This is a genomic window from Roseateles aquatilis (assembly GCF_002205645.1).
GTDB classification, from domain to species: Bacteria; Pseudomonadota; Gammaproteobacteria; order Burkholderiales; family Burkholderiaceae_C; genus Roseateles; species Roseateles aquatilis.
Genome location: NZ_NIOF01000002.1, coordinates 569940 through 594637 on the forward strand (window position 1 = coordinate 569940; position 24698 = coordinate 594637).

Sequence of the window (24698 nt, forward strand, 5' to 3'; positions counted from 1 at the left end):
GTTGAAGAGCAGAGAAGGCAAGTGATGAGCGGTAACTGGCATCGGCGGGTGTCGATGGATCGGTTCGATGGCGTGAAGCGGAGAAGTCATCGCCAAGAGGTGATTTGATGGATCGTGGATAACGTGAAGTGAGTGGGGATCGCGCAAGGAGCGTGCGGCCGGGGCGGGCCTACCGCTCGCCGAGCGATTCGGACATCGTTTTTCTGACCGGCTTGAGCAGGTAGTCCAGCACGGTGTGGCGGCCCGTGATGATCTCGGCGGTGGCGGTCATGCCGGGCTGGATCACGATGCGGTCGGCCTTCTCGCCCTTGAATCGCTTGCCGTCGATGCGGATGTGGGTGCGGTAGTACGGCTGCTCCGCACCTTGCGGCGTGCGCTCCGTCAACGCGTCCGGGCTCACGTACAGGACGGAACCGTCGAGCGCGCCGTAGATGCTGTAGTCGAATGCATCCAGCTTGACCATCGCCGGCATGCCCGGACGCACGAAGCCGATGTCAGCGGCGCGCAGGCGCGCCTCGATGATCAGGTCCTCGCCGGTGGGGAGCAACTGCATGATCTCGTCGCCAGGCCGCAGCACCGCGCCGATCGTCGTCAGCGTGATCAGGTTGACGACACCGTCCACCGGCGCCCGCAGCTGCGTGTGTTCGAGATTGCCGCGACGGTCGTTCAGCATCTGGTGGATGCTGGCCAGGTCCTCTTCGGTCTTGGCCAGTTCGGCCTGCGAGTCCTGGAGGAACTTGTTGCGTCGCGTGGTGACCTGGCCCGCCGCCTCGTTGGCGGCGCGCTGCAGGCGCAGGAACTCCGCGGCGCTGATGTCGCCGGCCTTCTGGAGCGGCTCGTTGAGTTCGACCTCGCGCCGCGCCAGCTCGGCGGACTTGGCCAGCACGGCCAGGTCTTCCTGGAGCGCCGTCTGTCGACGCTCGTAGAGCTTGTGCTGGATCGTGTCGAAGGGGCCCGAGCCTGGGCGGTAGGGCGTGCCCAGCGTCTCGGCCCGCAACCGGGCCAGCGATGCATTCAGCGCCGCCGATTTCTCGGATGAATCAGCCAGTGCCGAACGGGCCTTCGTGTCGTCCAGTTGGACCAGCAGGTCCCCTTTTCGAACGGCTTCTCCTTCGTGCACGAAGATTTTTTCCACCACACCTCCATCGGGCGCCTGGATCACTTGCGTGCGTGAGGATGCCATGACCTTGCCGCTGGCGCGAGTGACCTGTTCGATTTCGGCCTCGGACGCCCACAGCAGGCCGGCGCCGAGCGCCGCGACCATGGCGATGACGGTCCAGCGGACGCGCCGTTGGCTCTCGTGCGGAGTGTGTGTCGTTTTCATGTGATTCACCTGATGTCGAAAGTCATTGCGACCGCGCCTGCCCTATGCCGCGTTGACCGATGAAGGTGACGGCGGGGTCACCGGCGTCATGTGGCTGACCGCGGGCGGGTGGGCGGCGGGTCTTTGCTGCAGCCGGGCGAGAACTTCGTCGCGCGGACCGTCGGCGAGAACGCCCTGCGGCGACAGAACGATCACTCGTTCCACGAGCGCCAGCAGCGACAGGCGATGCGTGACCAGCAGCAGGGAGGCCTCCGGCTTGAGCAGGTGCTTCATCAGCCGGACCGTGGCCTGCTCAAGACCATCGTCCATACCGGACGTCGGCTCGTCGAGCAGCCAGACGGGCCGATCGGCCAACACCAGCCGCGTCAGGGCGACCAGTTGCCGCTGCCCGCCGGAGAGGCCGCGGCCGCCCTCGGACAGCTTGCGATCGAGACCCAGCGGGTGCTGGCTGACCATGTGCCACAGGCCCGTCTTCTGGCAGGCCGCGACGAGTTGCTCGTCGCTGAGGTCCGGCAGTCCGAAGAGCAGGTTCTCGCGCAGCGTGCCGGAGAAGAGCCACGGATGCTGTGGGCAGTACGCCATCTGCATCGCCCGCCAACCGGCATGAATCTGCTGCTGGTCGACGTTGTCCAGGAACACCGTGCCCCGCGTTGGCTTGGCCAGACCACAGGCGAGCGACAGCAGCGTGGTCTTGCCCGCGCCGATGGTGCCGAGGATCGCCACCTTCTCACCCGCTCGGAAATGCAGGCGGCCGATGCGCAGGGGCTCCTTTTGGCCGGGATAGGCGAACTCGACATCCTCGAAGCGGATGTCGCCACGGATGGCCTCGGGCACGACGGGGCGGGTGATGGCCTCGTTGTCGACCTCCAGCTTGAAGATCGCGTCCAGCGCTTTCATGGACGCCCGGGCGCTCCCCAGTTGCACCAGCAGCGACGGGATCGAGGCCAGCGGCGACAGGACGCGGCCGGAGAGGATCGAGCAGGCCACGATGGCGCCCTGGGTCAGCTGGCCCTGGATCGCCAGTGCCGCGCCGACGCAGATCAGCGAGATGTAGCTGGCCTGCTGGAGGGCCGCGGCCAGGTAGGCGGTGGTGTCGGTCTCGTGCTTCAGGGCCAGGCTCTGGGTCGCGTTGACCTCGGACAGCGAGGCCCAGCGCGCCTGGAAGCGCCAGCCGGCCCCCATGCCCTTGATGGCTTCGGTCCCTTCGATGCTCTCGACCAGCAGCCCCGTCTTGGCGTTCGCGCCGGACTGATTGCTGGCGGTGAGACGCGCAATGCGCCGAGCGCGCAGCAAGCCGGTCAGCAGCGTGACGCCGAACAGGATCAGCGCCGGGAGCGCCATCCAGAAGCCGCCCACCATCCCGATCACCAGCGCGAAGATGAGCGCCATCGGCATGTCGAACAGCAGGAACAGCGTGCTGGCGGACAGGATGCCGCGAATCGATTCGAAGCTTTGCACTTGCGATGCCAAGGTGCCCACCGAGCCTGGACGCTGATCCAGCCGCACGGCGTTCAGCCGCGCCATGAGCGCCTTGGAGATGTTGGTGTCGAGCAGCTTGAGGCGAGGCTCCAGCAACGACGCCCGAGCCAGCTTCAGCATGAACTCGACCAGTACCGCGATCGCGACGCCGATCGTGAGGACCCACAGCGTCTGGTAGCCCTGGCTTGGAATGACACGGTCGTAGACCTGCATCGAGAAGAACGAGATCGCGATGCCGACACAGGACAACACCAGCGACAGGCCGGCAGCCTCGATGAAGATGGGCCATTGGCGGCGGATCTGGCCGAGCATCATGCCGTGCGCGCTGCGGACCGCTGCCCGGTCGGACTCGCTGTTCGCGATGGCGTGCAGGCAAGGCACGTTGTCGAGGACCAGATCGCGGCGGACCAGATCAGGCCCGGTGCATGACCACAGGCCTTGCGCGGTCAGCGCGGTGACCACCTGCCAACCATGCTCGGGGTGACGGCAGAGCAGCGGCAATGCGGCGACCTGAGGACCGTCGAGTGGCGCGAATCGCGTGTGTTCGTCGACGGCGTGAGCCAGTCGGCGGGCGTCGGCCAGCTCGTCGCCACCAGGCGGTTGGGCGGCGAGGCGTTGACGGATCAGTTCGATCGGCACGGGATGGCCCTTCAGGCGCATCCAATGGGTCATGGCGACGGCCAACGCGTCGGAGCTCGCGGGCTTGACGTCCGAGGAACGTCGCTGGAAGGGGTGCCATTTCATGGGGTGTTCCTCGAGTCGAGAGGCTGGGAGTCGGTGGTCGGGGCCGTTGAAACGTCGGGGCGGGGCTGCTGCTCGGCGGTGTCGCCGAGCAGCAGATTCACGCGGTACAGGCCCGCCCGCTCGTCGATGGCGGCGTCGCTCAGGGCCTGGCGCGTGGCATGGGTTTCACGGACCATGTTCAGCAGGTCCAGCCACGCGCGTTTGCCGGCGTCGAACTGGCGCCGATACGAAGCCAGTACCTCGTCGCTGGTCATGGCGGTCACTTCGGCGTTACGCAGCGCAGACACCGCGGCGGCATAGCGCGTGTACTCGAGCTGGTAGTTGGTGAGCAGATCCTGTTCGGTGGCGGCGACGGCCGCCTCGGCGGCCACGATGCGTGATCGCGCCGCGTTCACGCCAGCGAGCGCGCCCAGGCCGCCGTTCAGACCGGCCTGGATCACCAAGCCGATGCGCTGGTCGCTGTAGGCGCCGCTCTGGTGGTCCAGCCGCAGGCTGACCGTGGGCAGAAGCGAAGCCTTGGCCCTGGCGAGCTCCTCCCGGGCCAGGTCGATGTTGGCGCGAGCCATGGTCATCTCCGGCGAGGTCTGAATGCGGTCCAGCACCTGATTCAGCGCTGGTGGCGGCGGCAGGGCACCATCGAGCGCGGCGCGCAGCGTCTCGTCGACAGGACGGCGAGCGAGCCGTTGAAGTTGATCACGATGGAGCATCTCCTCGAGTCGCGCCTGTGCCAGTTCGGCCTGTACCGCGCTCAGGCGCGAGGCAGCGAGCGCGGCATCCGCGTTGGTCGCGACACCCGCCTGATTGCGACGGCGGATCATTTCCAGGAGCTGCTGATGGCCGTCGCGCAGTTCCTCGAGGCGACCGATGCGACCGCGAGCCTTGGTCCAGTCGGCCCAGGTCGACACGACCTTGAGCTTGAACTGCAGTTGCGCGGACAGCAGATCCTGCTGGCTGCTCCTCAACGACGTGCGAGCCGAGCGCAGATTCGCGGTCAACATGCCGCCGGTGAACAGTGGCTGCTGGATGCGGAGGACATTGACGTAGCGGCTGGTGCCGGCGGCCAGCTCGCGCGAGAAGCTCGGGGTGGGGCCGAATTGCCATTTCGCGGCGGTAACACCGCTCTCGGCCGCGGCGATCGCGGCGCGGGCGCGCTCGATGGATGGATCCTCGGCCAATGCCGTGGACAGGAACTCGTCCATCGCGGCGCCCCAGGCCCTCGCCACTTCATGTTCGGTTGGTGCGCCGAGTGCTGGAGCGGGCTGGGGCGGCGCGACCGGCGTGGCCGGGGCGGAAGCCACGGCAGGATCGGTTTCAGTTCCCCCGCCGACCTGCGCCCATATGGGCAGACAAACCAACATCAGCGCAGCCGCCGGAAATCGACATATTGCTGCCACGCCGATATCCCGGCGGGCATGCGAATTGAGTACTTGGGAGTGAGACACGAGAAACTCGCTTCGGTTGTTGCACCTTGGCGCTCAGTTTCGTTTCCCGGGTCATTGGCTCACAATGACATGTTCTTGCTAGTTATTCAACGTCGGTTAAATCTAATGACTGACTTGTGTCATTCGACTAGCAAATTATTGCTAACACTTGCTTTCCGAAAGGGGGGTGGCAAGGGCAGGCGCTGGCGAGCGGACCCTGCGCGGCATGGCAGTTGCCGAACAAGGAGTCCCAACCCGAACCCCTGTCAGGAGACGCCATGACGACCCCTTCCGAAGACCTCGAACCTTGCATGAAGGCTTGTGCTGAAGCGATGCTGGCGGCTCGCCAATGCGCCAACGCCTGCATCCGCTCCGGTGACCGTAGCCTGGAAGCGTGCGCGCTGATCGACCTGGACTGCGTCGCCATCTGTGAGGCGACGATCAGCGCGCTCTCTCGAGAGTCATCTCACCACGGCGATTTCTGCGCCCTGTGCGCCCATGTGTGCCGCGCCTGCGCTCAGGAGTGCGGCCAGCATCAGCACGCGCATTGCAAGCGTTGCGCCGAAGCGTGTAAGGCTTGCGCGGCGGCCTGCGATGTCCATGCCGGCGAACGGCACGCGCTCGACACGCACGCCTGATCGCGCGTTGTTTGATCGTCGGGGCGGGCCGGGAGGCTCGCTCCCACCAGGCCCCCGGGCGTCCCGGATGGACCCGCGTCGATGGGCCCCGCTCACCTGCGATAGATGGCTCAAATCAACTATCCGCTAATCAACTATTGCTATTTCAAGTTGGTGTGAGGCTAATCATTGCCGGTTCTCGGCAATATTTCCATTCCTAGAATCTGACGTAGTGCTTCATTAATGAAGTGAAGTATCGACGATTGCCTTGCCAATATCGTCGCTCGAGCCGCGTCGGAGCTTGAATCTACAATGGATCACGGAAAGTTCACCCTCGTCATGTCACGAGGAGCGCGGCGGCGAAATGGTGAGGCCCATGTATCCCGCGAACGGACCGGCTTGACGCTCGGCCGGCCCGGTCGCGCCGACCAGCGAGAGGACGCCCAGTGAGAGAGTTTTCGGAAACAGCCGCAGCCCAGTCGATGGCACGGACGCTCAACATCGCCAACATTCCCTGGACTGCCGCGCACGGCGCGTTCAGTGCCGCCACGCCGCGGGCGCCGGACCGCCTGGACGGTGTCCGGCGCGCGCGGCGCGCCGAGTCAGGCGACGACGCCATCGGCCCGGAGGTCGTCGCCTCGCCCGATGCCGTCTCCCCCGACGCCGAGTCCGGGGACGATGGCACCGAGTCGTTGGCGGTTGTCGGCGGCACGGCCTCCGACAGCGCTGATCAGGACCCGGACCACCATCGTGCCGCCGTCGCCTGGTGGTCCGCCGAAGGGGCCGCGTTGGCGCTGCTGTCGACAGGAGGCGCGATCGCCGCGCTGACCGTCCCGGACCGCGCCTCCAGCCCCAACGCCGGAACGGCCAAGCCGCCGCAGTCGCTTTCACCCCAGCCGATCCTGCCCCCCTCGGACATCGTGGTGCACGATCCGCGGCGCGACGATCACCCGCGCGCGATGGGCCTGGCGCTTGCCGGTGCCGAAGTCCGCGTGACCTGGCCCGATGGCACCCAGAGCGTCGCGATCGCCGACGCGGACGGCCACTGGTCGAGCGATGCCGCCGGTCCGCAGAAGAGCGGCGTCGTCATCGCGGTGGCTCATCGTGACGGGCTGACGAGCGCGGCGGCGCACTGTCGCTACGACGACGTCACGCCACCTCGGCCAGGCACGCTCCGCCTTGACGGGTATGAGGACACGGGTGCCAGCGCGATCGACCGGCTCGGCAACGCGCGCGACTTCAACCTGGTGATCGATGGCCATGACACGAGCGCGGCCGTCGTCTACCAGTTGTCCGCCGATGGTGGCGTGACCTGGACCGATACGCCCGCCGCGCCGGTCGGGCTGCCTGACGGACGCTATCGCTTCCGCGCCGCGGTCACCGACGCGGCGGGGAACGTCGCCACGACCGACGAAGTCGGGCTCGTGCTCGACACGCAAGGTCCCGAGCCCGGTGTGTTGCACGCCGATCGCGGCGCGGATCCGTCGACCGGACAGCAGCGGGTGACGCTGGCCGTGTCCGGCCAGGAGGCGGGCGCATCGATCCGGTTCGAGGTCTCGCGCGACGACGGCATGACGTGGCTCCCCACCGGCGCGGACCTGCCGTCGTTGCAGGACGGCGACTATCGCTTTCGCGCCGTGGTGACGGACGCCGCCGGCAACGTGAGCCGCACGTCCTCCAAGTCCGTCCTGGTCGATACCGTGCGTCCGGTGGCCGGCACGCTGCGCCTGGACGGTTTCGACGATACCGGCGATAGCGCGCTGGACTTCCTCAGTCGCGACGATCATTTCGAGCTGCGCGTCGATGTCGAGCCCGGCGCGCGGGTCGTCTACGAGCATTCGGTCGACGGCGGCGCGACCTGGGCGGTCGTGGATCCCGCGGTACGCGGACTGCCGGAGCTGATGCACCATTTCCGCGCAGTTGTCACCGACGGCGCCGGGAACGTCAGCGTCACGCCGACGGTTCTCGTGACCATCGATGCGACCGCGCCGGAGATCGGCCACCTGGACCTGGGGCAGTACACCGGTCAGGGGAACGCTCAGGTCGGCTACCGGGGCGCCGATCACACCTTCACGCTCGGCGTGGATCGCCACGCCGGGGGCGCCTTGTCCTATCAAGTGTCGACCGACGGCGGTGCGCACTGGGCGCCATGCGGCACGGTGATGGATGGCCTGATGGATGGCGACTACCAGTTCCGGGCACGGGTCGTCGATCCCGCTGGCAACGGCGCGATCAGCAATGTCGTGACGGTCGGCGTTGACACACGCGAGCCGATCGCCGGCAGCCTGATCCTGACCGGTCTGGACGACACCGGCGACGATGCCGTCGATCGCATCAGCCCCGACGAGCTGTTCCAGCTGACCCTGGTCGGCTCCTCCGCGGCGGCGCTTTCGACGACGTTCCAGGTCTCCCGGAACGGCGGGAGAACCTGGAAGGACACCGTCGCCGACCAGGATCTGCGCAGCGACGGGACACGACTGTTCCGCGCGCAGGTGATCGATGCGGATGGCGGCATCCATTACACCCGGGCGATCGCATTGACGACGGACTCCGACCCACCGGTCGCCGGTCAGTTGACCCTCCAGGGATTCGAGGACACCGGTATCAGCGCTGCCGATGGCATCACCCGCGATGGCGACTTCCAGTTGCTCTACAGCGGCGGCAGCGGCCATAGCCGCTTCGACTTCGAGTTCTCCGTCAACGAAGGATGGAGCTGGCGTCCGTGCGGCGATCACCTCAGCGGTCTGCCGGATGGCAACTACCTGTTTCGCGTGACCGCCTACGACACGACCGGCAACGGCGGCCGCTCCAATTGGGTGAAGGTCGTCGTCGACACGCAGGCGCCGTCGGCTGGCCGCTTGGTGCTGTCAGAGTTCGACGACACCGGCGCCGCGGCCGATCTGGTCAGCCAGGACAACAGCTTCATGTTGACGGTGGCGGACCAGGAGGCCAGTGCGGCCTTGCGCTTCGAGCGCTCGGTCGACGGCGGCGTGACCTGGCAGGTCACCGAGGCGGCGCAGTCCGGTCTGGCCGACGGCGGCTATCTCTATCGGGCCGTCGCCCTGGACACCGCGGGGAATGAGGCGACGACCGGCACATTGGCGGTGCGCGTCGACACCGCGCCGCCCGCGGCGGGAGCGCTCCGGGCCGAGGAAACGACCACACAGGACGGTCATCGCACCATTGAACTGCTGCTCCAGGGCGCCGAAGTCGGAGCCTCGGTGCACCACGAAGTTTCGGTCGACGGCGGCCAGCATTGGCAAGCGTCGACCGCCCGCACCACCGACGTGCCGCCTGGGGACTACCTCTTTCGTGCGGTCGTCGTCGACCAGGCCGGCAACGCGGCGATGACCGCGGCGCTGCCCGTGACGGTGGCGGCGCTTGGCCTCGCCGCAGCGCCCAGGGATGCCTGGATTCCCCGCGTTCCCGCCGACGGCTCGGACAGCACCCTGGCCGCGTGGCTGCGCAGTCCCGACCCCGCCCTGACCGAGGGAACGTTCTGGATGCCGCCGTCCAGCCCGTTCGGCATGGGCTGAGCTCCGCCCCATTTCGAATCGAGAACCTCCCATGACCCATGTCGACACGATTCCACTGGCGCCGTTGACGGTGCCGACGAAGACGGGGAGCCGATCGGCTTCCCGGTCGCGGTTCACCCCCTTGCGCGCCGTTCCCGGTCTACCGCCGGTGCGGCCCGGCGATGCCGGTGCCGTCCGATTCGGCAGCCAGGACATCACCGATGCGGAGGGCAGGGTCGTTGCACACGACTTGCTGTTCCGCTGGAACACGGCCACCCAACCCGATTCGCTGGCGCCGGGCGAGTTCCTGGCCAGCGCGATGCTGTGCAACGGGCTGCTGGACGCCGCCGTCGCCGGGCGAACGCCCGAGGGGCTCCTGTTCATCGCCCTGGACGAGCCGACGTTGATGAGCCCGTTGGCTGAGCTGGTGGCCGAACAATTCGGCGTCGTCGACCTGACCGACGCGGTGGCGATCGACACACCGGTGCTGATGCGCGTCGCCCAGCTCCGCGCGAGCGGGCGTCGTTTCTGCATCGACGGCGTGCGTGATGTCGCCGATCCGCGCTGGCTGCTGGCGCCCTATGCGGACTACCTCAAGCTGGATCTCGTCATGGCGCGGCCCGAGCATTGGGCGCCGTTGGTCAATCAAGCCATGCGCTGTGGATTGGAAGTGATCGGCAAGCGCGTCGAGTCCGTGTCCAGTCATCAACGTCTGAGCGAGCTGGGCGTGACGCGGTTTCAGGGGCATTTCATCGCGCCGCCGATCGATGTGTCCGTGCCGGCGCTGCCCGGTTGCGACAGCGCCGTCGTCCTCAAGGCTCAGCGGCTGCTGGCCGACCGGGCCTCGGTGAACGCGGTGGCGATCGCCGTGTCGGCCGACCCGGCGCTGGTGATGCGGCTGCTGGTCCTGCACCGGCTTTACGCGGCGCCCACGAGCCAGGAGCCGGCAAGCCTTGCCGCGCTGCTTGCTGCGTTGCCGGTCTCGCTGCTGTCGGGCTGGGTGCGCGCGCTACTGCAGGCGGCCTGTCACGACCAGGGCGCGGCGTGGGTGCGCTCGGTGCGGGCGCAACTGGCGCGTTATCGCCAGAGCCTTGGCCGAGGCACCGCGTCGCCCGGCGAGGAGCTCGAGAGCGCGGCCTGGCAGTTCCAGCGGCGTCTTTGCAGTCCGCGGCACTACGTCAAGACCTTGCGCCATTCGAGTTGACACCGCTGGGGCGCCGGGCCAGCGGCAAGGTCAGGGTCGTCGTGGCGCCACGGGCCCCGCGCTCGAAGTGGTACGTGCCGCCCATTCGAAGGGTGCGTTGCCGCATGTTCGCCAAGCCGTGGCCCGTCGAAGCGCCGAAGAAGGGTCGCACGGCCGAGGTCGCGTTGGCGATCGAGTCGCCGTTGTCCTTGACGATCAGCACCAGCTCGGTGTCGGACTGGTGCAACGTGATCCGCACCTGCGATGCCCGTGCGTACTTGAGCGTGTTGGCGACGCTCTCCTCGACGATGCGCAGCACCTCCTTGGACAGCTCCCCCAGCAACACGCATTCGCGACCGTCCTCGATGTCGTACTCGACTTGAAAGTCGGGCGCGCTCAGCAGCGAATCGAGGTTGAGACAGTAGTCGAAGAGGATGCTCTGGATCTCCCGATGCTCGGTGGAGTCGGTCTCGTTGATGACGTTGCGGACCCCTTGCAGCACGTCGAGCAGGTTGCGCTCCAATTGCTGGCGCTCGGTGACTCCCTCGCGCACGCTGAAGATCGTCGCGACCAACCTCGATCCGATACCGTCATGCAGCTCGGTGTAAATTCGCTCGCGCTCCTCTTGGGCCGCCTCGCGGCGTTCCAGGTCGCGTTGCCGGTCGTAGCTGACCGCGAGCTCCATCTCCCGACGACGCAATGACTCGGCCAGGATGATGTTGGCCTGACGCACGTGCTCGACGCTGACGCGGTACTTCGAGAGGTGCACCCGCGCCATCACGATGAGCAGCGGCGGCAGGGCCAAGTGGGTCAGGTAGACGGGGGCCGTGAACAGCTGGAGCAGGCTCCAGCTTCCCGTGTGCACCGGCCATTCCACGATCCGCATGAGCACGTTGTAGTCATGCAGGATCAACAGGCCGGCCGCCAGCACGGCTATCAGCAGAAGCAACCCGGCGGCGTCGCGGGTCCGCTTGACATGCAAGGCCAGCCCGATCACCGCCCAGGCCTGGAATGGCACCAGCACCCAGATCCACAGCATGTCCAGGTTCCATTCCACCAGCTTGCCGGCGAACGGCCAGATCATTGCGGCCCCGGCCGATACGCCCACCAGCGCGATCGTGGCGCGTCGGCTCGGCGGGCGGTCGACATAGCGCAGGATGAACTGGACCAGCATCACGTTCAGTGCTCCCGCGCAGAGGTAGAAACTCCAGAGCCAGAACGTTCGCCAACTCGCTGGCATGTAGACCCACAGTGACAGCGTATAGACCATTGCCCAGGTCAACGAGGCCATGCCGATCAGGCCGAACGCCGGGTCGGCGCGGTTGGCGAGCCAGACGCCCACCATGAACAGCCCGGCCAGCAGGCAGAAGGCCTTCGAGGCGTCTGTCAGCGAACCGCCGATGAAATCGATGGTTTCGGCGATGTAGGCGATCTGGGCAGCCTGACCGATGTAGATCGGGGCGAGCGTGAAGAAGGGCTCCCAACTCGTCATCTCGACGGTCACGATGTTCCGTCGGTCACGGCGCAATAGCTTGCGTGGAAGCGCCGCGACGAGGGGACGAAACCACATGAAGCGTGCCGACGTCGTCGAGCGTGCATACCCGTCCAGCCAGACGCCGTTCAGGTAAAGGTCGGCCCCGTTGATGGCCTGGGTAATCAGCAGGCTCTTGGCCGGGCGACTGCTCGGCAGCAACGGATCGCCTTCGCGCGCGGGGTCGAAGATGTCCGCAGGCTCAAGATAGGGGTCGATGTCGATCTCGAAGTGCACATTGTGCAGCGCCTCGTGATGATCGGCGCGGACGAGGGTCGGCAGCGGCAACCGCTCATGAGCGTCGATCAACACGCCGCTCATCCGGCGCGCCTCGACGTCGTCGGGTGCCACCTCGCGCATCTGATAGTTGCGGACCTCCGGGATCGATGTCGCCAGGCCGGCGTGACCCGCCGCCGCCCACAATACGGACAGCAGCATGAGGGTGACGAGCAGTGCGAGCAGGGCGGAGTGGCTGAGCGGCCGGGCATGCCGTCGAGGGTGCGTGATGACGGCGCTCGCGACCCTCGCTTGTGCGGGTGTTTCTGACGTACCGCCTTCACCGGCGATGTCGGTATCGGTGTCGAAGTTCTGCTTCATGGTCCTCCCAGAGGCGTGCCTCCGTCGTCGTTGCGCGGGCACCTCTGCGGGTCCTCCGCGCATCGCGGCCTTCGGTCAATGCAAGGCGAGGTTGAGCTGGTCCACGACCTGCGCCCAGTCCGCATCCTGCCGCAGCATGTCGTGCAGCGCGCGCGACTGGGCTTCGGTCCAGAACGGCGCTTCGGCCACGGACACCTCGCCGGGGAGTGGGCGGTGCCGCTGAATGAAGGCGCGAATTTCGGCCTCTTCGGACGGTAGGCCGAGCTGGTCGAAAAGCTCGGCGAAAGGATGAACAGTGTTCTCCATGGTGTCGCTCCTGTGCGGCAATCTCGAACGGTCAAAAAGTCCGGGACCGACGGGACGGCTCGGCCCCTCTGCGGACAAGGCTAACATCAACAAGTCATACAAATGGAATCGGATCGTCACCGGTCCCCTCGTTGCCGTTGTCCGGGCGTTCCGGTTGGGCAAGATCGGGGCCAGGGCAGAGCCGGTCGCTTGTCATCGGGTCGAATCATCGACAGATTGAAGCAGTGGGGTCGCGATGGAGGACGCGTTGGGCAGCGGAGCGCCAGGGGCGCTCATGACGCAGGCGTTGGAAATGATGGGCGATGCCGGATCCGGTCGGCCGTCGACGGGGCCGCGGCTGGAGGCCGCCGGCACCAGGCTGCGGCATTTCCACGTCTGCGCCTTCTTCAACACGCGGGAGGAGGAGTACCAGGTGCTCGGCCCGTTCTACCGCGACGCGCTGAGGCGGGGTGGGCCTCATCTGCATTTCCTCGAGCCGGGCGATATCGCCTCCGGGGCCGCGGACGAGCACCGCGACCTCCTGCGCGCCATCGGCATCGACGGCGCGGCCTGCGAGCATTGCGGGCAGTTGTCGTTGCAAGCGTGGCCCGCGCCCGTCGAGGCGTCGGCGGGTGGGCGCCGACGGCTCGACGTGGATGCGTTGCTGCAAGTCCTCGAGAGCGCCACGGCGGCGGGCGTCGATGAAGCCGTCGAGGCGTCGGGCGACGGTGGCCTGCGCGTCATGGGCCGGATGGGCTGGGCGATCCGTGGCGACCTGGACCGCCTCGATCTGCTCGAATACGAGGCGCGCGCCAACGAGGTGCTGGACCGCAACCGGCAGGCCGCCATCTGCGTCTACGACCTGGCCAGCCTCGATGGCGCGACGATGATGGATTTGCTGCGCACCCATCCGCTGACGCTGATCGGCGGAGTGCTGCGCGAGAATCCGTTTTTCACGCCGCCGGCCGAGATGCTGCGCGAGCTGTCCGCGCGCCGTGTCAGTGGCCGTCGGCGCGGCCCGCCGGCGCTGGCGATGCTCTCCCGCGCCGGATCCTGACCCGCCTGCCGAATGCCGACGATGTACCGAGAACGAGATCCGTCCGCCGCCGACCAGGCGCTGCGCGACCTGATGGGCTTGCTGGCGCTGCCCGCGTTGTGGGTGGGACGGGATGCCGCGACCGTCCTGCAGCTGACGACCGAGGCGGTCAACCGGATCGTCGGCACCGCCGTGTGCCTGGTGCATGCGCCGCTGGTGCCGGACGCGATCCCGACCACCATGCTCCAGCTGGGCGGCGAACGCATTGCACACGAGCCCGCCTGGACCGACTTCATCGACGGCTGCCGCCGCATGCCGGATACCGCCGAGGACGCGACGCCGCTCGAATCGCCGCTGGGCACGCTGCGCGTCGTGCGCTTGTTCCTGGGACCGGCGGGGCGTGCGGGCAGCCTGTGGTTCGGCTCGTCGCGGCCGGACTTCCCCTCCATCCACCAAGGCGCCTTCATGCGCGCCGCGGCGACGCTGGCCTCCACCGGCCTGCACGCGGCGCGGCTGGACCAGGAGCGCGAACGCGCCGCCAGCGCGAAGGACGAGTTCCTCGCGATGCTCGGCCATGAGCTGCGCAATCCGCTGGCGCCGATCTCCACCGCGTTGCACCTGATCCGGCTGCAGACCGGATCGCTGTCGCGCGAGCACGAGATCATCGAGCGCCAGGTCGGCCATCTCTCCAAGCTGGTCGACGACCTGCTGGACATCACCCGCATCACCCGCGGCAAGATCGAGCTGTCGCGCGAGCCGCTGGACGTGGCCTTCCTGCTCACCGACGCGATCGAGGGCGTGAGCCCGCTGCTGGAGGAACGCAATCACCTGCTGCGCGTGTCCTGCGAGGTCGGCCCGGAACTGCGCGTCGTCGGCGACCGCGCGCGGCTGCGCCAGGTGGTGGTGAACCTGCTCAGCAACGCCGCCAAGTACACGCCGATGAACGGCGAGATTCGCGTCGCCGCGCGGGCCGAAGGCGACGCGCTGGTCATCGAGGTCGAGGACAACGGCGCCGGCATCGACGTGGCCATGCTGCCGCGTGTGTTCGAGCTCTTCGAGCAGGGCTCGACCACGCTGGACCGCGCCAAGGGCGGCCTGGGCATCGGCCTGGCCATCGTCAAGCAACTGGTCGAGATGCATCACGGCCAGGTGGCGGTGGAAAGCGCCGGACCGGGGCAGGGCGCGCTGTTCCGCGTCACGCTGCCGGCCGAACGCCAGGCCGCCGCTCCCGTGCCCGATCCCGCCGCGCAGACCCTGGACACGCTGCCGCCGGTGCAGGGCCGGGTGCTGGTCGTCGACGACAACCGCGACGCGGCCGAGACGCTGGGCATGGCGCTGCGCTATTCCGGCTACGACGTCGTCACGACCACGCTTCCGCAGGAAGCGCTGGACCGCGTCCGCGCGACGCGCTTCGACGCGGCGGTGCTGGACATCGGCATGCCGGTCATCGACGGCTATGAGCTCGCGGCGCTGATCCGCCGCGAGTTGGGCGGCGCCGCCCCGCGACTGGTCGCGCTGACCGGCTACGGGCAGTCGTCCGATCGGGACAAGGCGCTGGCCTGCGGCTTCGACGAACACATGGTCAAGCCCATCGACCTGGACCGCCTGACGCGGACGCTGGAGCGCCTGATCCGCGCCGACCTGCCCTGACGCCGGCTCCTAGAATGCCGCCCCAATGACCTTGCCTGGATCCCTCCCGCCGGCCGCCCCCGTCGCGGCGTTGCCTTCGCCGGTGCCTTCGCACGTGGCCATCCTCGACGACGAACCGGACATCACCCAGTTGCTCGCCGGGTACCTCGCCTCGCACGGCTTCCGCACCACGCAGCTGCATCACGGCCGCGCGCTGATGGAGCTGATGGCGGCGGACACGCCCGATCTGGTGCTGCTCGACCTGGGTCTGCCCGGCGAGGACGGCTTCGTCATCGCGCGCCAGTTGCGCGAGCACTGGCGCTGCGGCCTGGTGATCGTGACCGGCCGCGGCGATGCGGTGGACAAGATCGTCGGCCTGGAGGTCGGCGCCGACGACTACGTGACCAAACCCTTCGACCTGCGCGAGCTGGTCGCTCGCGTCAAGGCGGTGCTGCGACGCATGGCGCCCGAGCCGGGCGCCGCGATCGGTGCATCGCCCACCGGCGCCGCGTCGATGTCGACGGCGACGTCCTCGGAGTCGCCCGGAGGCATCGTCCAGGACCTCGCCGCCGGGCGCGAGCGCCTGCATTTCGAGGGCTGGACCGTCGACGTGGCGGCTCGCCGCGTCACCGGGCCCGACGGCGCGGAGGTCCTCCTGACCACTGGCGAATTCGAGCTGCTCCACGTCTTCCTGCTGCACCCCGGTCGGGTGCTGTCGCGGGACTTTCTGCTGGAGCACACGCGGGGCCGCGAGTCGGGCCCCTTCGACCGCACGATCGACGTGCAGGTCGGCCGCTTGCGCCGCAAGCTCGGCGCGGAGTCGGGCGAGGGCCAATGGATCAAATCCGTGCGCGGCGCCGGCTACCTGTTCGCGCCGAGGGTAACCTCGACGCTCTCCGCCTGAGGCGCGCGCGATGAGCGGCCCGGCTTCCTCCGCGCCGTCCGTCGGCGGAGCCTCCGACCGGCCGGTCGACCTGGACGAGCAGGCGATCTTCCGTACCCTGTTCGCCGCCTCGCCCGACGGCCTGCTGCTGGTGGACGATCGCGGACGCATCCTGCTGGCCAATCCCACCGCCGGGCAGTTGCTGGGTTATGCGGTGGAGGAGCTGGTCGGGGCCCCGGTCGAGATGCTGGTGCCCGACGGCATCCGTCCCCGCCACGCCGAGTACCGCGAGTCCTACCGACGGGCGCCCCGCGCGCGGCCGATGGGCGGCACGCAGATGGACCTGGTGGCGCGGCGGCGTGACGGGTCGGAGGTGAAGGTCGAGATCGCGCTGAGCCCCTTGCAGCCGTTCGGCCTGCCCTACGTGATGGCCTCCATCCGTGGCGTGGCCGACTATCCGCGGGTCCGGCAGGCGCTGCAGCGGGCGCGATACAGCGAGCACCTCGCGCAGTTGGGGCGGATCGCCGTCGATTCGCTCGATCCACAGGAAGTGCTGCGGCAGGTGCCGTCGATCGCGGCGCGCGCGTTGGAGGCCGATCTGGCCGTGGTGTTCCTGCTCGATCCGGGCAAGGCGATGCTGCGCGTGGCCGGCGGCGTCGGCCTGCTGGAGGAAGAGCCGGTCGGCGCGACGGTGCCCAACCGTCCCGACACGCCCCAAGGCCATGTGCTGGCGCAGGGCGTGCCGGTCGTCGTCGAGGACTACGCCATCGAGACCCGCTTCACCGTGCCCGCCGCCTATCGGCGCGCGGGCCTGGTGTCGGCGCTGGTGGTGCCGCTGTCGGACCGCGGCAGTCCGGTGGGGACGCTGGCGGTGCGCTCGCGCCAGGCGCGACGATTCGGCGAGGCCGAGGTGCGATTCCTGGAATCGGTGGCCAACCTGCTCGGCACCTGCCTGCAGCGGGCTCAGACCGAGGAGGCGCTGCACCACTCGCAGCGGCTGGAGACGGTGGGGCAACTGACCGGCGGCATCGCGCACGATTTCAACAACCTGCTGACCGTCATCCAGGGCAACCTGCAGGTGCTCGCCGATCTGCCGGCGGTGGCGGAGGACGGCTTCGCGCCGCAGATGGTGGCGGCGGCCACGCGCGCGTCGCGTCGCGGGGCAGAGCTGACGGGCAAGCTGCTAGCGTTCTCCCGCCGGCAGATGCTGCAGCCGGCCAGCGTGGACATCGCCGCCATGATCCGCTCGCTGGCCGACATGTTGAGGCGCACGCTGGACCAGCGCATCCGGATCCGCATCGACGTCGCGCCGGACTGTCCGGACGTGATGGCGGATCCCGCGCAGCTGGAATCGGCGCTGCTCAACATCGCCATCAACGCGCGCGACGCGATGCCCGATGGCGGCGAGTTGACCTTCGAGGCGACCCCGCTCGCGGCGATCCCCGCCGAGCTACGTCGGGAGCTGGAAGAAGAGGACACGTCGGCGGCCGGCGCGACGCGGTATGTCCGCGTCGCCATCAGCGACACCGGCGGCGGCATGCCCGATGGCGTGAAGGAAAGGGCCTTCGAGCCGTTCTTCACGACCAAGCAGGCCGGTCGAGGCACCGGGCTCGGACTGAGCACGGTCTATGGCTTCGCGCGCCAATCGCGCGGCGCCGTCGGCATCGACAGCCTCGTGGGGCTGGGAACGACGCTGACCTTGATCCTGCCGCAGACACCGTTGACCCCGGTCGACGCGACGACCGTGGAGACGGAGCCGCATGCCGTGCCGGAGGGGCTGCGGGTGCTGCTGGTCGAGGACGACACCGAGGTGCGGGCCGTCGTGCGGCGCTTCCTGACCGATCTGCGCTGTCGTGTCGTGGCCTGCGCCAGCGGCGAGGAAGCGCTGCGGCATCTGGAGGAGATCACCGCGAACCCGGGGCCGGCCGTATCCGAGGCGGGCGGCGCGATGCCGCAACTGCTGCTCACCGATATCGCGCTCGGCGCCGGGATGCGGGGAACGGAACTCGCGACGCGCGTCCAGCAGCGGTGGCCGGCGGTGGCGGTGCTGCTGATGTCGGGCTTTTCGGCGGAACTGCTGGCCTCCGGACCGGAGGCCGCGCTGGGCTGGGAGCTGCTGCCCAAGCCCTATGCCCGGGCCGATCTGGCGCGGGCGATCTCGAAGGTGCTGGCCCGCTGACGCGAGCCCGGGGAGGGCGGCGCTTCGTGGTCCGGGCGGGTCATTGCACGGCGGCCTGGCCGTGCATCATCGATCCGCCGATCACGAACTGCTCCAGGCGGGACAGGTCGGGGATGGAGATCTGGCGGCGACCGCGCTCGCCGAAGCGGATGAGGCCCTCGCGATTGAGCTTGGACAGGCAGCGGCTGACGGTTTCCAGCGTCATGCCCAGGTAGTTGCCCAGGTCGGCACGGGTCATGCGCAGCGTCAGCTCGTCGGCGCGCAGGCCGCGCTGGTTCATGCTGCGGGCCCAGGAGCAGAGGAACTCCGCCACCCGCGCCAGCGACGCCAGCGTGCAGACCGACATCAGCGACTGGCGCTCATGGGTGATCTCGGCGCTCATCGCCTCGTGGATCACGGCCATCATCTCGGGATGGCGGGCGCAGGCCTCGGTGAGCTTGTCGTAGGGAATGATCGAGATGTTGCCGGTGTCCATCGCGATGGCGTCGCACGGATGGCGACCGCTCGCGATGCCGCTGAAGCCGAGCCAGTCGCCGCGGAACTTCAGGCTGACGATCTGCTCGCGGCCGTCGAGGCTGCGGCTGACCAGCTTGAATGCGCCGGCGTTGATCAGGTACACCGTGGTGAACGGCGCGGCGGCGCGGAAGATCACGTCACCGGCGCGCACCACCTTGGCGGCGGGCTGGACGACCTCGCGGATCACACGCATCACTTCCAGCATGCGCTGTTGCGGGTCGCGCGTGGTGATGCGGCGGACGACGCCCGGCTCGTGGGTTTCGGGGATCGGGAGGCGGGTGAGGGGACGCAGGTCCGGGGCGATCAGGCCGGGCACGTCCTCGGGGGTCTGGATGGAACGACCGGGCTGGGCGGGCGTCTTGAAGCGGGGCTTGGCGGTCACCGGCGCGAGGCTCCGACGATCGCGGGAGATGTCATTCGGGGCGGAGACGGTGGCGCTTTGCATGATGGATCTCGTCGTTGAAGGGATGTCAGTGATGCTAGGAAATGCCCGCAACAGCGAAGCCAATCCTTGACATCGATCGGCAACAGTCGGTGAACCCTCGGTGACGGTTCGGTAACAGCGTGGTGTGGTCGAGCAAACGCGTCGCACGGGCGTGCGCCTCCCGGCGACGGCGTTGACATGCATCAACGCTGGTCCTCGCAAGCCTGACTACGCTGCGGCCCTCCATCCCTTTTGATCTGCTGCCCGCAGGCATCGCCCGCCGCTCCTGCCGGGTGCGCGCCAGATCTTTCGCGTCATGCATTTCTCCGGACACCTGCCCGCCGAATCCCACTCCGCGCCCCCGTCCTGGATCGCCAACGATTCGGGTGGGTCGACGGCGCTCTCGATCGGAGCGAGCGCCCGACGCAGGGCCGCGTCGTCGGTGCCGAGCTCGACGACGGCGAACGCGGCGAAGCGGCGCGCCGGCGAGGGCGATCCGCCAGCGCCGTTTCGAGGCATGTCGATGGGATTGGTCTGCGCCGACCCCGACGCCGAGGCGGCCATGTTGTTCCGCGAGGCCGCGCACGGGCTGGGCGCCCAGGTGACGGTGCTGGATCCGGCGAAGGTCGCCGACGACGCGGCGTCGCTCCAGGACGTCGCGCGCCTATTGGGGCGTCTGTACGGCGCGATCGAGTGCCAGGGCTTGCCCGCCTGCTGGGTGCGGCGCCTGGCGCAGGCGACGGCCGTGCCGGTCTTCGACGGGTTGGCCGAAGCCTCGCCCGCCCCAGGCCCGCGAGCGGACGCCGCCGGCGGCACCGAACATGACCGGCGCGTCCGGGCGGTCCAGGCGGCCCTGCTGGCCGCCTTGCGATGAACACTGCCGAACGGCGCTGAACGCGGCGTCGCGAGGCCGGATGCACCGGCCCCACGACGCTGTCGACATCAGCGATGCATCACTTCTTCTTGTCGGCCGCCTTGGTCGAGACCTCGAGCGCCTGGGCCTCCTGCAAATGCTGCTGCAAGGTCGGCAGCGTCTTCGCGGCCCAGGCCTTCACATCGGCGTCCTTGGCATTCTTGGACGCCTTCTCGAACAGCTTGACTGCATCCTTGTGGGCGCTGACCTGGTTCTCGGCATAAGCGTGATCGAAGCCGGTCCCGTCGCGCTGCTCCAGGATCTTGGCCTTGCCCTTGGCGACCATGGTCGCGTCGGCCGGCAGCTTGACGTCCTTGGACGCGGCCAGCGTCTGCAGGTCCGCGTCGGCCTTGCCGTGCTCGTCGACCATCTTCTGCGCGAAGGCCTTCACATCGGCGTTGGACGACTTCTGCAGCGCCAGCTTGCTGGCGTTGATCTCGGCGTGGCCCCCCTCGGCGGCGTTCTTCAGGAAGCTGCTGTCGGCATGGGTGGTCTTGGCGCTGGAGGCCGACGCGGCGGGCATGGTGGTCTGGGCGGACGCGGCGCCGGCCGCCAGGCAGCCGCCGACGGCCAGGGTGATCGCCGCGAAGGCGGGCAGGCGCTTGGCGCGCAGGGTATGGATGAAGTTCATGGGGGCACTCCAGGAGTGGTGGTGACCCTGCGTTACAGCAATCGAGGTTCCCGATGCGACCAAATGCCTTCGCCAGGGCCGATGGTCCCCGACAAACCTGCGCGTCTCACGCGACGTTCACGACGCCCTCATGGGGGATCGGGCGTTCATGACGCCACGGGCAGCGCCCGGTACTGCTGGCCGAGCTCGGTGAGCGCTCCCGGGCTCGCGAGCAGACTGGTGAAGTGCGGATCCGGCGACCAGCGACCGGTGAACCACGCATAGCGGACCACGTCCGCGCGCGACTCGCAAAGCTTCACCATGTCGGCCATCTGCGCCTTCTGCTTCGCGGCGGAGTCGATCTGCGCGCCGTCGTTCTGCGAGTGCCAGTTCGCCATCTCCGTGACCCAGAACGGCTTGCCATACTTGGCGAGTCGGTCGAGTTGGCCGCCGAGGCCATAGTCGTACCAGTGGAAGGCGAGGGCGTCGATCCGCGGGTCGCGCCCGCCGTTGGCGGCGCGGTAGGCGGCGATGAAGGCATCCATCCAGACAACCGGATCGGCGAAACCCGCCATCGTTCCCCAGGTGATCGCCGGGCCGACCAACTGCACGCCGGTTTGCCGCGCGACGTCTTCATAACGCGGCCACTGGGCCGCGGCCGCGGTCGGGGCCACGTTGGCCTGATCGGTGAGATTGGGCTCGTTGAGCACCAGCAGGTGCTTCACCGCGGGACGCGCCTTCAAGGCCGCGACGACCTGCGCGGTATCGAAGTCGAAATTCCACAGCATCGGCACGTGCGTCATCGTGGCGGTGATGGAGGCATCGGCGAGCACCGCCGCATTGGGCTGCAGCGCCCAGTTGCACCACCAGCCGACCGGGCCGGCGAGCGCGCCGAAGTCGCGTCCGTCCTTCAGGTCGTAGGCAACGCCGCGCTTGACCGTCGCAGACGGCGGAGAGGGAGCCGGTCCCGGACCGGGTGCCGGCGCGGCGGGCACCGCCGGGGCCTCGCTGCCGCCACCGCCACCGCCGCAGGCGGACAAGGTCGCGGCCAGCGCACCCGCGCCGGCGATCGTCAGCAAGCGACGACGCGCCGCGTCCGGCGGCGGCGGGGCGATCAGGGCGTGCTCGGGCGCGTCATGGTCACGGGTCATGTCGGCGGTCCTCACAGCGATTGCAGGAAGGTGACGATCGCCTCGCGGTCGTCCTTGGCCAGGGCTTCGAACAGGGAGCGGCTGCGGGTCGCTTCGCCACCGTGCCACAGGATGGCCTCGATCAGCGTGCGGGCCCGGCCGTCGTGCAGATAGCGCGTCTTGTCGGCGCCGTCCTGCACCCATCGCAGCGAGCCGATGCCCCACAGCGGCTGCGTGCGCCACAACGCGCCGGTGGCCTTGCCCTCGGTCAGGTTGTCGGCGAGCTCCGGGCCCATGTCATGCAGCAGCAGGTCGGAGTAGGGCTTGATCGTCTGACCGCGCAGTTCTGCGAACGGGTGCGTGTTGCCGGTCTTCATCGACGGCGTGTGGCACACCGCGCACTTGACCTGCGCGAACAGCGCGCTGCCCTTGGCGATGCGGGCCGGGTCGACGTCGTGTTCCGGGGAGACGCGGATACCGGCCGGGTAGCCGCTGCGCAGGCTGCGCTGCGCCGGCACGCCGATCAGCGACAGGTAATGCGTGACGCTCTGCAGCTCCGATTCGGTCAGGTCGGTCGTGCCGGTGCTCTTGCGGCAATCGGCGCCGCCGGCCTGGCAGGCACGGTTCGGATAGACCGGCGATGTGACGCTCAGGTCGTTCACCAGCGCCTCGCCGGACTGATGGCGCAAGCTGGCCTTGGCCGCCTTCCAGCCGAAGCGGCCGACGCGCAGCACACCGCTCTCTGGATCCCGCACGTAGTTGACGATGCCGCGGATGCCGTCGCCGTCGCGGTCGTCCGGATCGGCGGACGCGACGATGCTGGCCTCGGGCACGGCCTCCAGCAGCCCCATGCCGATGATCTGCGGCGCCTGGCGCAGCGAGACCGTGGCCGGCGTGGGGCCCTTGAACGCGAGCACCGGCTTGACCAGCTCGACCTTCGTGCCGTCGGGCAGGGTGCGGGTCTGGGTCTCGTACTTCTGGATGGACACGCTGTAGTCCGGCGCCCCCGCGGCCTTGGCGCGCTGCTGCACGTTGAGGCCGTAGGTCGGATCGGCGGCGCGGCGGCCGTCGGTCACCGTGGTGCCGCCGACGAGCACGCTCATCGCGTCCAGCCGCGCGCCCAGCGCCGGCACCGGGCTGCGGCCGTTGGCGATGTGGCACTCGATGCAGCGCTCCTGCTGGAAGCGCGGCCCGATCTGGTTGGCGTGGGCGGTGAAGACCGGGTTGTCCTTGTCGTGCTCCGAGTGCGTGCCGTCGGCGAAGGACGTGTGGAACAGACGTCGCCCGGTGACGAAGCGCTTGGTGTTGACGATGCCGATGTTGTTGACCATCTGCTGGAACACCCGCATCGGCTCCTCGGAGTAGTTGTAGGAGACGCTGGCCTGGCCGCCCAGCAGCGTGTCGTCGGGCAGCGGCTCGGAGTCCAGGTTGGGCGCGATGCCGTACCACGGACGCATGCCGACGCCGACGACGTACAGTTGCTCGAACGAGTAATACCGACTGCCGCCGTTGTCGATCAGCGCCTTGCCGGTGGTCTCGTCGCGCGTCAGGCGCGGGGCGGGCGCGAGCTCGATCTTGTCGCCGATCTTGAGCTTGCTGTGCGGGTCGGTGCGCCAGTTGGAGTCGAAGTCCATCTTGCAGGTCCGCTTGCCGGCGATGCAGATGGGTTTGTTGTTGTAGTCCGGGTTGTTGAAGCCGTAGTTGAGCGACCAGCCGTAGTCCTTGACCTCCGGGTTCTGGATGTTGCGGAACAGGCTGAAGGTGGTGCCGTCGAAGACGCCGTCGTTGACGTGCAGGTAGACGGTGATCTTCTGGCGGCCGGCCGGGACCTCGTCGCGGATCTCCAGACCGAAGGTGCGGTTCTGGAAGTAGAACCTCGGGAAGGTGAAGTAGCGGCCGGGGCCGACATCCGGCGCGTCCCAGGGCTCGCCGCGCTCGCGGGCGTGGCGCTCGGTGGTGCGGGAGCCCATGATCGTCACCAGCGTGCCGTCGGCCTCGGTCCACTGGATCTGCTCGTTCATCGGCGTGCCGGCGGCGAAGAGCGGCACGTAGCCTTCGGCGGTCGGTGCCGTGTTGCCGGGCTGCGTGGTGTCGGGCGCGGGAATGGGCGGGATCGTCTTGGGCGGATCGTTGGGATCGATGCCCACGGGCGGTGTGGTTCCCACCGGCGTGGACGCGGCCGGCGGCGGCGTCTGCGGGGCGGAGTCCTGCGGCGCGCCGCCCCCACCGCCACCGCCGCAGGCGACCAGGCCGGCAATGGTGGTGGCTAGCGCGATCGCGAGCGCCACGCGCGGCGTGCGTGGCGGCGCCGGATGGCAGAGAACGGCCACGCGGGCGGCGTCGACGGTGGCGCGTACGTCGCGCGCCGGAGCGGTTGGCTTCATGGTGCTGGCCTTGTCGGTATGTCGCCTGGCGCCGCCCCACCTCCCTGTCGTGGGGCCGTCCATCGGGCCTGGTGGCGCCCACGGACCGGCGTGTCGGCGGTCAATCGGGTGATCTCGCAAGCCGCCTGTCCCCGGAACAGGGGTCAGGTCTTGCGGACGCGAAGTATGTATGTCGAACATGCCGCCTGTCCCGTGCCGAAACATGTTGTTAATGTTTCTGACATTCGCGTTCAAGGATGGCGGGCCGGGTAGCGGGAACTACGCAAGACGGCGAGCGGGCGGGGCGCTAGGACAGCAT

General features: G+C 68.6%; 17 protein-coding genes. 8 read left to right on the forward strand and 9 right to left on the reverse strand.

The annotated features are described in order from the left end of the window. Positions 1-169 precede the first annotated feature (169 nt). From CDN99_RS07970 to CDN99_RS07980, 3 genes are read right to left on the reverse strand one after another with little or no spacing between them, the layout of a single operon-like run. Positions 170-1324 carry an HlyD family type I secretion periplasmic adaptor subunit gene (locus CDN99_RS07970; protein WP_088384317.1) on the reverse strand — a complete coding sequence of 385 codons (1155 nt, stop codon included), beginning with the start codon at positions 1322-1324 and terminating at the stop codon, positions 170-172. A gap of 42 nt (positions 1325-1366) precedes the next feature. Beyond that, positions 1367-3547, reverse strand: a complete 2181-nt coding sequence (locus CDN99_RS07975) for an ATP-binding cassette domain-containing protein (protein ID WP_088384319.1) — start codon at positions 3545-3547, stop codon at positions 1367-1369. Further along, positions 3544-4746, reverse strand: coding sequence for a TolC family protein (locus CDN99_RS07980; protein ID WP_158218783.1), 1203 nt, complete (start codon positions 4744-4746; stop codon positions 3544-3546). Before CDN99_RS07980 ends, CDN99_RS07975 begins: the two co-directional genes overlap by 4 nt. 500 nt (positions 4747-5246) lie before the next feature. Here CDN99_RS07980 and CDN99_RS07985 point away from each other — a divergent pair, with 500 nt between their 5' ends. The 3 genes from CDN99_RS07985 (at position 5247) to CDN99_RS07995 (ending at position 10304) form a co-directional block, all read left to right on the forward strand. Next, positions 5247-5606 (forward strand): four-helix bundle copper-binding protein, encoded by a 360-nt coding sequence (locus CDN99_RS07985; RefSeq protein WP_238139413.1) that lies wholly within the window; start codon positions 5247-5249, stop codon positions 5604-5606. 767 nt (positions 5607-6373) lie between these two features. Then, positions 6374-9121: an Ig-like domain-containing protein gene (locus tag CDN99_RS07990; RefSeq protein WP_158218784.1), complete on the forward strand. Its 2748-nt coding sequence runs from the start codon at positions 6374-6376 to the stop codon at positions 9119-9121. Positions 9122-9152: 31 nt separating this feature from the next. Then, positions 9153-10304 (forward strand): YuxH family protein, encoded by a 1152-nt coding sequence (locus CDN99_RS07995; RefSeq protein ID WP_088384325.1) that lies wholly within the window; start codon positions 9153-9155, stop codon positions 10302-10304. On the opposite strand, the gene CDN99_RS08000 is transcribed toward CDN99_RS07995, so the two are convergent. After that, entirely contained in the window at positions 10279-12411 is a 2133-nt protein-coding gene (locus CDN99_RS08000) for a sensor histidine kinase (protein WP_158218785.1), read from the reverse strand. The genes CDN99_RS07995 and CDN99_RS08000 overlap by 26 nt on opposite strands. Positions 12412-12486: 75 nt before the next feature. Next, complete coding sequence (locus tag CDN99_RS08005) at positions 12487-12717, reverse strand: DUF2789 domain-containing protein (RefSeq protein ID WP_088384329.1); 231 nt, start codon at positions 12715-12717, stop codon at positions 12487-12489. Between the two features lie 292 nt (positions 12718-13009). On the opposite strand from CDN99_RS08005, the gene CDN99_RS08010 reads away from it, so the two are divergent. The 4 genes from CDN99_RS08010 (at position 13010) to CDN99_RS08025 (ending at position 18423) form a co-directional block, all read left to right on the forward strand. Next, positions 13010-13753, forward strand: coding sequence for an MEDS domain-containing protein (locus CDN99_RS08010; protein WP_202820239.1), 744 nt, complete (start codon positions 13010-13012; stop codon positions 13751-13753). A 21-nt stretch (positions 13754-13774) separates the two neighbouring features. Then, positions 13775-15382, forward strand: a complete 1608-nt coding sequence (locus CDN99_RS08015) for a hybrid sensor histidine kinase/response regulator (protein WP_158218786.1) — start codon at positions 13775-13777, stop codon at positions 15380-15382. Between the two features lie 94 nt (positions 15383-15476). Next, complete coding sequence (locus CDN99_RS08020) at positions 15477-16265, forward strand: response regulator (protein WP_238139414.1); 789 nt, start codon at positions 15477-15479, stop codon at positions 16263-16265. Between the two features lie 10 nt (positions 16266-16275). Continuing rightward, on the forward strand, positions 16276-18423 hold the full coding sequence (locus CDN99_RS08025; protein ID WP_088384335.1) for a PAS domain S-box protein: 2148 nt from the start codon (positions 16276-16278) through the stop codon (positions 18421-18423). Positions 18424-18463: 40 nt separating this feature from the next. Here CDN99_RS08025 and CDN99_RS08030 read toward each other — a convergent pair whose 3' ends face one another. Further along, the gene (locus CDN99_RS08030) at positions 18464-19384 is read right to left on the reverse strand and encodes a Crp/Fnr family transcriptional regulator (protein WP_238139415.1); all 921 of its coding nucleotides are present in this window, start codon (positions 19382-19384) and stop codon (positions 18464-18466) included. Positions 19385-19886: 502 nt separating this feature from the next. Here CDN99_RS08030 and CDN99_RS28620 point away from each other — a divergent pair. Further along, positions 19887-20237: a Rossmann-fold NAD(P)-binding domain-containing protein gene (locus CDN99_RS28620; protein ID WP_158218787.1), complete on the forward strand. Its 351-nt coding sequence runs from the start codon at positions 19887-19889 to the stop codon at positions 20235-20237. 79 nt (positions 20238-20316) lie between these two features. On the opposite strand, the gene CDN99_RS08040 is transcribed toward CDN99_RS28620, so the two are convergent. The 3 genes from CDN99_RS08040 to CDN99_RS08050 all read right to left on the reverse strand — a co-directional run bounded on the left by CDN99_RS08040 (position 20317) and on the right by CDN99_RS08050 (position 24400). Next, positions 20317-20907, reverse strand: coding sequence for a DUF4142 domain-containing protein (locus tag CDN99_RS08040; protein ID WP_088384339.1), 591 nt, complete (start codon positions 20905-20907; stop codon positions 20317-20319). Between the two features lie 146 nt (positions 20908-21053). Next, positions 21054-22037 carry a glycosyl hydrolase gene (locus CDN99_RS08045; protein ID WP_088384341.1) on the reverse strand — a complete coding sequence of 328 codons (984 nt, stop codon included), beginning with the start codon at positions 22035-22037 and terminating at the stop codon, positions 21054-21056. A gap of 11 nt (positions 22038-22048) precedes the next feature. After that, on the reverse strand, positions 22049-24400 hold the full coding sequence (locus CDN99_RS08050; RefSeq protein ID WP_088384343.1) for a di-heme oxidoreductase family protein: 2352 nt from the start codon (positions 24398-24400) through the stop codon (positions 22049-22051). Positions 24401-24698 lie beyond the last annotated feature (298 nt).